Consider the following 8,284-nt stretch of genomic DNA (forward strand, 5'->3'; position numbering starts at 1 on the left):
CTCGTTACTGAATGATATTTTTTGGACCTTTGGGATCAATGCCCCGCTGCATCAGAAAAAATATCATTCAGTAACGAGGCCTGTTAAGTACTTAAGTTTTATTGACACAGTTTATTTTACACACCCTGGAGCAACAAAAAACAGACATATGGTTCAACATATAGTCTTTTAATTTCGCCTTGAACTTTATCTTACTGATCCCTATGGGGCATTGGGTTCAACTTCCATACGGTCTAAAACAAAATTTAGTATATAGTTTTATTCATTAACTGGCTCGCTTGTTTTTAGGATTCATCCATCAGCTGTTTCTGCTAAAAAGTTAATGAAATTGTTGCCCCTTATTCATTCTTGTTTTTATCAATAAGCTGCACCATGTCTTTATTAAATGAAGAAAGCTTAGCACCTAATGCAGCAAAAAATTCCAGGTCAGCGTTTTCTACCTCAATAATGGCTTTCTGCAAAACCACTTCTCCACTAGCTGTCAGTCTGATTATTTTTGCTCTCGTGTCTGTTTCGTGCTCTTTTCGCGTTATGAACCCTTTATCTTCTAATGTGCGCAATACCTTTGATACCATCATTGTGTCTGCATTACTTTGTTTGGCAATGTCAACCTGTGTAACTGCGTTGCTCTTTTTTGAAAGCCAGCCTACAGCTGCCAACAAAACAAATTGCGTTTGTGTCAGGTCCAAAGGGTCTAACACTTTCTTTTGCTTTCGTTGCCAAAGCATAGTTAATTGTCCTAGCAAATAACCCGGGCTATCGTTTGGACTTTTAAAATGAAAATCAATTTCTTTAGGCATAATTATATTGAATGATTTCTAGAATTTAGACATTCTTTTTAATTATAGGCTTCTTTCAAAATTCAGTCAGTGATTTTGTTTTTCCTAAGCCACCTGTAGCTCCTGTAATTAAAATTTTATTTCTCATGTTGTTTAAAATGTATTATTGGCTGATAATTTACTTTTCCTTTGTCTCCAAAAAAGTAAGTTTATAGCCGTCCAGGTCTTTCACATGGAATGCTCTGCCAAAAGGTGTTTCGATAATTGGCCCGGCGGTTGTTATTCCATTCCCAATGAATTTTTCTTTCAATTCGTCTACATTTTCGTTAACGGCAAACCAGATAGCCACGCCAATGCCCAACTCTTTCCCTTCAATTGGTTCAAGAGGCGTACGAATAGCAAAACTTGCCTCTCCCTGATTGTACTTGAAAACACAGGCTTGTGGGTTAGTCGTGCCAATTTCAAATCCTAATTTTTGGGTATAGAAGTCTTTTGACGCTTCCAGGTTTTTCACTTGTAGCGATGCAAATGTTAATTGTTTCATTTTGGATAATTAATTATTGTCGCAAATATAATATACACGACAACAATAAGCAAATGTTTTTATGCGCCTTCAGACAAGAGAACGCTAAAGTTCTGTTAGCCACATTTTTAGAACGGTAACGGTCTGACAAAATTCCTGTAGTAATCAACATCAATCTCTACAAGATCATTAGCAGCTTTATACTCCGGGTATTCTTTATTCGAGGCATATCTGACTGCCTGCATAAACTGATCAACATACGCCTGATTCTTTTTGGACGGCGTTTTAACCTGGTCAATAATGTCAGAGTTGGCCAACATAGTAGTCTCCAGGTAGAGGATCTTATTCTTTTTTTTGCTGGTATAGAACCCAAGGAAACAATGGTTGTGTGTGAGTACCATTACTGTAGATATATTGATGGCCCTTAACAGGGAAGCGAAGACAACTGTACCATCCACACAGTTAGCCTGATTGGTCTTCATGGAATTATCAAACGTACGTACAGCCTGACTGGCAATGATATTAGTACTATTGGTAGAAGTAGTGGTAACACTGCTATATTGGAAACCTCTGTCGTGCAATACTTTCCAGATGGCTGCTACCTGGAGAATAGTGTTAACATCATCTCCCTGGTATCCACTGATGGCGGAGACCAGTTTTGTGTTCAATGCTTCTTTGAGTATCTTATCGATTTCCGGATGCTGTTCCTGGATAAAGGCAGTGAACAGGAAGTCAAATTTTTGTTCATGGTAGCGGTAAATACAGTCATTAATACTGCGCATAAACAAAGGAATTGATTTTTCTGATTTATTACCATCTTCATCAAATACCCTGAATATGATATTGATCGGGGAACTGGAAATCTGTTTGGTAAGGGTTGACATATTCCATGGAATGTTGGGCATAAAATATACTTCCTGACCGGCCTGCTGTGACATGAAATCGCCACTTACTTTATCGAAGTATGACTTATCGCTGCTTTCGATTTCCCATTTCAAAGGAATATATGATTTATCGCTCAGGAACCGGAACCCCAGGGCACTGCTTTTAACAGAGTTCATGAAGGCGTCATCAATGTTCCCGTTGTAATTGGCCATACTGATAACCATAGATGGGAATATTTGCCCGTCGAAATAAGCAATAGGCTCCCATTTGAAATTGGTAAATTCTCCTTTCTTATATTTGGGCTTTGTAACCTGATCTGCCGGAACATCTGATGCTGGGGTATTGCTCTTTATTACTTTGACGGATTTATTAAATTGTGCGGTAGTTCGTTTGGTAGCATCTATAAATCCGCTGAGACTTCTCATGGTTTCTGTACCGGTTTTAAGTACATCACCGGCATCTTTAAGCACTTTGGGGAGCTGTCCATGAATTGGTAAAGAAAACACGAATAGAAGAAGCAGCAGGAGATATTGCTTCGATCCTGTTTGGTGGCATTTCTCGCATTGCATCTTTGTAATTTTTAAGACGATGTTGGCGGTATTGCTCAGTGTTACAATAGATACAGGATTTGTATATTGATAGTTGGCTGTTGGGATGTTGGAAACGGTCCAGGTGATTATTTATTATGATCGGCGACACTTGTATCCTGATCCTTGTATCTTCCTTGCGGCAAAGTTACATTATTATTTTGTCAAATCGGTTAACGATCTGTTAACCAATCAGTAATAGCTTTATTATTTATAGGATCATATCAACCTTACAAGCAAAAATGTGGTATTCAAAATATACTTTCTTTAACAAAGAAGAAGGATTAAAGGGTGAAATCCCCGATAATTATTTTCTTCAACCATACTCTGAAGAAGAGTTTAAAATTGTTTCTGATTATACGGAAGGGAAAGCAGTAACTGATTTTCAGATTCCGCCTTATTTACAATTGCCTGAAGAATACAAGCAATTATTAGAATATTCAAATGGTGGTGGCATAATAAACGGTGAAAGAGAATTTGGATTTTTCAGCCCCGAAGGAATCAGAGAAATGTATATTTCATACGGCTTCTTAATCTGGGCGCCTGATCTTTTACCGATTACCTTTAATGGTGGGGGTAAATTTTACGTCTATGATTTCAGAGACCGTCAAAACAATCCCTCAGTTCTTCTGGTTCCGGCAGGAAGTGTTGGAGATGATGAAGATTGTGTGTTTTTAGGCAATACGCTTGATGAAGTATTGAGCAACACAACCAATGTAGAAGATGAATCTGACAAACTTTATCCTCAAAAAGAGTTATCAGAAACAGAGAAAGAAAGAATAAACCTGAACGAACAGCTCCGCGATATCAAGCAAAAAAGGGAATTAGGGAAAATGGACTTAAAAACATTTTTAAAGGCCAAACAAGATATAGAGCTCCAGATGAAAAAGCTGGAGCTGTGAAGAATCGCCTAAAATGCCTTGCTTGATGAATAATCAGCAAGGCATTTTTTATTGATTTAAAATTCAGTTCGAATAATTCACGCCAGAACAATAATCAGAATCTCAGAAATCATTTAGAACTCAGCTCAGACTTATAGATCAGTAATTCGGTCCAGCGGCACTGCACGGCATCAGCGTAATCCTTCAGCCAGGCATCAAACGATCCGGTACCATGCACCTCATCATATCTTACAGATAATGGTTTACGATAGTCGCTGGATAATTCTTTTAAACCATCTCTTAAACGGGAAACTACAATAAAGCCCGGCTCTCCTGAATAGGTCACAGCATAAACTGCTACAGATTCCTTACCGGCTTCCCAAACTTTCTTAAGCTTTGTAATGAGGTCTTGTACCTGGGCTATCTTACCAGGTTTGGCTGTTACATGATTTATAGCAACCTTATCAGCATAATCGGTAAGCTGTACCGTACTCAAATCCACCTTGAACTCGTAATAACCGCTTTGACCACGGCCTTCGGTAAGAGGCGCTACACTCTTCTCCCAATCCATCTTATGTGCAGTGCTGATATCACCGCGACCATCCAAAGTTTCCCAGGTACTTGGGCCTTCAGTAACCATATAGCCACCATAGTCCGGCCCTGATTCTATACTCCATACACGCCAGCTCACATCACCAGTATGATATTTCTGCGCATGGCTGGCCAGGGCCTTTTCAAATTCTGTAATCTTTTCATTCTTTGCAAATAAACGGCTGGAAGTAAGAATTGTTTTTGTCTGTCCCATTCCTACCACAGGAATCATTAAGAGCATGAATAAATACTTTTTCATGGCGTATGTTTTTAAATGATAAAGTAAATGGGGGTACATTATAGGTAGTATACAAGAAGGCCTACACAGTAAATGAGATTTCTGCTAGCTGTTAAGTGCATAAAAATTGTATGTGTCCCTCTATAATCTCATAGGCACTACATTTCGTTTAACCAGATTTGCAACTATGATTTGGGAGTTGATGATTTAAGGGGATATTGAATTTGTCAGCAATTTACGTCTTTTTGAGTTGCAGACATACTTATTTCTCAGGAAGCCATTGATTGTCAAAAGGAATACCTGATCATTCGAAGAGATATAATTAACAAACAATAACTACCGAAACAACAATAAGTTCCTGAAGCAGTTATTCTGCCAACCATGGCCATCTTCAACTTTTGGGATCAGGCATAAAATCAGAAGACTTCAAGTCATTTAACCTGAAGTCTTCTTTGTATTAGTCTATTTAATGAAGATCCTGATTATTCGAACCTGACCGAGGCCAGCAACATATCTCCTTCTGCCAGCTCCTGTGCTACATAATGTAAGCTAAGGGCCTTGTCCCGGCTTTGCCTTTCTACCTGCAAAAGCTCCTTTACTGATATTTCCATACCCTTACCAGCATTCCTGAATGTCCATTTCTTCAGTACATCTCCTTTTTCATCTTTTACAATGATGCTCCGATTTGTTCCCATTCCCTTATTTGAGCAATGAGTATAAAAAATACGCAGGAGATCATTGTTATCTGCCTTTCCTAATTGCAGCTTTCTTAGATTAACGGGTGAATTCGCCGCCTGTTTCAAAATAAGCTTATTGTTGAGATAGATCTCATATGTATCTAACCCCCTATCCGGCGCAAAAGCGAACGCGGCAAGACTAAGTATAACAAGTGCTAACAAACCAGCTAACTGGCGTTTTAAGGTTACATTTTTCATGGCAGTTTTTTTAAAACAATACTAGGCGAAAAATGAGCGGGGCAAAAAATTAGTATACCAACAACCAGAATAATATACCAAAAGCCTTAATGCCTGCCAATCAACTTATCTAATGCTTCCTTATAATTTCTGCCAATAGGTATTTGCTGGTCTGCAATGATGACCTTGTTCCTTTCCACCCGCCTGATCTTATCCTTAGCCACAATGAATGATTTATGCACTCTTATGAAAAGTGCTTCAGGGAAAAGTGCCTGCATGGATTTGATAGAACCCTTTATAACGATCCTCCCGGTTGACGCATGAATAATGGCATAATCCTTCAATCCCTGTATATGCGTAACATCTGCAAAGAACAGCTTTATCTTCTGCACGCCACTTTTGACAAAAATGAACGTTGGTATGTCGCCGCTGGTCTCAAGATTGGCATTACTCCTCTCCAGCGACAAAAACTCCCTTATCTTATCGACAGCTTTACTGAAACGATCGTATGAGACCGGCTTTAACAGGAAGTCGATGACACCCAGCTCAAACCCTTCAAAGGCATAATCGCGGAAAGCTGTTGTAAATACTGTGATCGGTGGATCTGGCAAAGCTTTGAGAAAATCAATCCCACTTATCTCCGGCATTTCGATATCCAGGAAAAGAACATCTGCCCGATGATGCTTTAAGAATTCCATTCCCTCCAGGGCATTATTGAAAGTACCGGCTAACTCAATTGCGCCATGCTGCCCTATATATCCTGCTAGTAACTCACGGGCAAGGGGTTCATCATCGATGATCACACATTCCAGCATCATAGAATGATTTTTAAATATACCTGGTATTTATCTGCTGTGTCATTTATCTCCAGGACATATTTGCCGGGAAATAACAATTCCAGTCTCTTCCTGAGATTTGAAAGTCCTATCCCCCCACTGTGTACAGACTGTTGGTTATTACTCTTATTGTTTTCTATACATATTTCAATCGCCTCTGTAATACTGATATGAATGAACAGATAAGCGTTGTACGCCACTCTGCTTACACCATGTTTAAAAGCATTCTCTACTAATGGGAATACCAGGAATGGCGGGATCCGGCACTTTTCTGTATCTCCCTTTACAGTTAAACGTATGTCTGCGTTATTTCCCTGCCTGATCCTTTCCAATTCAAGATAGTTATTCAAATAGCTGATCTCCTTTTCAAGCGGCACAAACACTTCTTCGCTTTCATACAGCATATATTCCATCAGCTCCGCAAGCTTTAATACAACTTCCGGCGCCTCATCAGATTTTTTGAGAGTCAACGCATACAGATTGTTCAACGCATTGAACAGAAAGTGCGGATTGATCTGGGAACGTAAATAATTAACCTCTGCCTTTAATTTATCCACCTGCATCTCCTGTAATAATTTTTTTTGCTCATACCAATCCATAGTGAATTTTAAGGCAATTGTCAGCAATAAATAAAGAGAAGTATGGGTAAAATTGTAGATCAGCGAAGTTGAAAGACGAACGTTCCTGTTGGGCCCAAGCACATAGCCAAACAAATAAAAGTCGTAAAAACTCTGTATCACTAAATAGCCAAGCACCAGTATCAAAACCAACAGAAAATACCCGGCGTACCTGCCCCGCAAAAGATAATGAGGAATGAGCCAGCGAATGTTGATCCACGCAAGGGCAATAAGCAAGGAAACTCTGACCACTGCGCAAATAAAAAAATTCGGCAGACCGGCTTTCTGGATCAGATAGGTACGGTCATATAGAAAAATAAGAGTGACCATTACCCAGTAGACAGCGTAAAAATAACGTCGACGGGTTACCAGGTTCTTGTTGATCGTGGAACTCATTATATGATTTTTCACTATATACACTATTGATTAGAAAATGAAAAATCTTGTAGAGGAACTACAGAAAAAGTAGATGTAAAGTACAAAGAATTGGCGAGCTGCTATGTACGAATGTGGACACAAACCGTCCACTTCTGAACAATTCCTGCCGTTCTCTTCCATCCACGATTACACCTATCAGGCATTCTTACGACAGGCATAGTCATTGATGTCTGCAAGCACCAGGGTTACTTATCTCCCTGTATAAATCCAATGATTATGAAAAAAACCGTTCTTATACTGTTATGCCTCTGGTCGCTGCATTCATTCGGACAGGGCCAAACTGCATTCAATCATGAAACATGGAAGGCGCCATACACTTTGCCCGTTGAAGGATGGGGTATTGAACGTTTCCCAATGCCAATCGATTTTGCACCCGCTATTCCTTATAAAGGCGTGGAAGATCTACGCTTTGCTAAAGGTTGGGGCGAATCTGGCCAACAGGATTATTGGACCTATTCTTTCTTATGGTATATAGAAGGAATACAGGAGATCAATGCTGAGATCATTGATAAAAACTTAAATGCCTATTACGATGGCCTGGTAGGCCGGAATATTGAAAAACGGAATATCCCTGCAGATATGGTTACTAAAACAAAGACCCAGGTAAAGAAGTCAGGTAAACCACAGAATAATGATGAGGCTACTTATTCCGGTACTATCAGCATGCTTGATTACATGACTAAAAAACCCATGGTGCTACACTGTATAATACATGTTATCAAATGTCCGGGAATGAATAATACATTTGTTTTCCATCAGCTTTCACCACAACCTTTCGATAATCCCGTTTGGACAAAGCTAAACGAACTAAGGAAGAGTTTCAATTGTAATAAGCAATAATGCCAAAGACCAGCGCTTTAATGATCCTTTATTGAGTAGGAAGGTAGGGATTAGTTCCCTACCTGTCCCCTCTAGCCACCGTACGTACGGTTCCGTATACGGCGGCCCATCAGAATAAAGCATTGGGAAGGGTACTTAACTCACATAGAGATAGG

9 protein-coding genes are annotated in these 8,284 nt (G+C 39.5%); 2 read left to right on the forward strand and 7 right to left on the reverse strand.

Translation table 11 applies throughout. The annotated features are described in order from the left end of the window. Positions 1-338: 338 nt before the first annotated feature. From GO493_RS30560 to GO493_RS30570, 3 genes are all read right to left on the reverse strand, one after another. Positions 339-800, reverse strand: coding sequence for a MarR family winged helix-turn-helix transcriptional regulator (locus tag GO493_RS30560; RefSeq protein ID WP_157310043.1), 462 nt, complete (start codon positions 798-800; stop codon positions 339-341). A gap of 157 nt (positions 801-957) precedes the next feature. Continuing rightward, positions 958-1,323: a VOC family protein gene (locus tag GO493_RS30565; protein WP_157310044.1), complete on the reverse strand. Its 366-nt coding sequence runs from the start codon at positions 1,321-1,323 to the stop codon at positions 958-960. Positions 1,324-1,430: 107 nt separating this feature from the next. Continuing rightward, positions 1,431-2,756, reverse strand: a complete 1,326-nt coding sequence (locus GO493_RS30570) for a hypothetical protein (protein WP_232539169.1) — start codon at positions 2,754-2,756, stop codon at positions 1,431-1,433. Positions 2,757-3,016: 260 nt separating this feature from the next. Between GO493_RS30570 and GO493_RS30575 the strand changes: the two genes are divergently transcribed. After that, positions 3,017-3,676 carry an SMI1/KNR4 family protein gene (locus tag GO493_RS30575; protein ID WP_157310046.1) on the forward strand — a complete coding sequence of 220 codons (660 nt, stop codon included), beginning with the start codon at positions 3,017-3,019 and terminating at the stop codon, positions 3,674-3,676. Between the two features lie 109 nt (positions 3,677-3,785). Here the strand turns inward: GO493_RS30575 and GO493_RS30580 are convergent, their stop codons facing one another. The 4 genes from GO493_RS30580 to GO493_RS30595 form a co-directional block, all read right to left on the reverse strand. After that, positions 3,786-4,505, reverse strand: coding sequence for a hypothetical protein (locus GO493_RS30580; protein WP_157310047.1), 720 nt, complete (start codon positions 4,503-4,505; stop codon positions 3,786-3,788). A 461-nt stretch (positions 4,506-4,966) separates the two neighbouring features. Further along, positions 4,967-5,419 carry a hypothetical protein gene (locus GO493_RS30585; RefSeq protein ID WP_157310048.1) on the reverse strand — a complete coding sequence of 151 codons (453 nt, stop codon included), beginning with the start codon at positions 5,417-5,419 and terminating at the stop codon, positions 4,967-4,969. Between the two features lie 86 nt (positions 5,420-5,505). After that, entirely contained in the window at positions 5,506-6,216 is a 711-nt protein-coding gene (locus GO493_RS30590) for a LytR/AlgR family response regulator transcription factor (RefSeq protein WP_232539170.1), read from the reverse strand. Continuing rightward, positions 6,213-7,247 (reverse strand): sensor histidine kinase, encoded by a 1,035-nt coding sequence (locus GO493_RS30595; protein WP_157310049.1) that lies wholly within the window; start codon positions 7,245-7,247, stop codon positions 6,213-6,215. Before GO493_RS30595 ends, GO493_RS30590 begins: the two co-directional genes overlap by 4 nt. Before the next feature lie 258 nt (positions 7,248-7,505). Between GO493_RS30595 and GO493_RS30600 the strand changes: the two genes are divergently transcribed. Beyond that, entirely contained in the window at positions 7,506-8,129 is a 624-nt protein-coding gene (locus GO493_RS30600) for a hypothetical protein (protein WP_157310050.1), read from the forward strand. Positions 8,130-8,284 lie beyond the last annotated feature (155 nt).

It is taken from the genome of Chitinophaga tropicalis, from assembly GCF_009758205.1.
Lineage (GTDB): Bacteria > Bacteroidota > Bacteroidia > Chitinophagales > Chitinophagaceae > Chitinophaga > Chitinophaga tropicalis.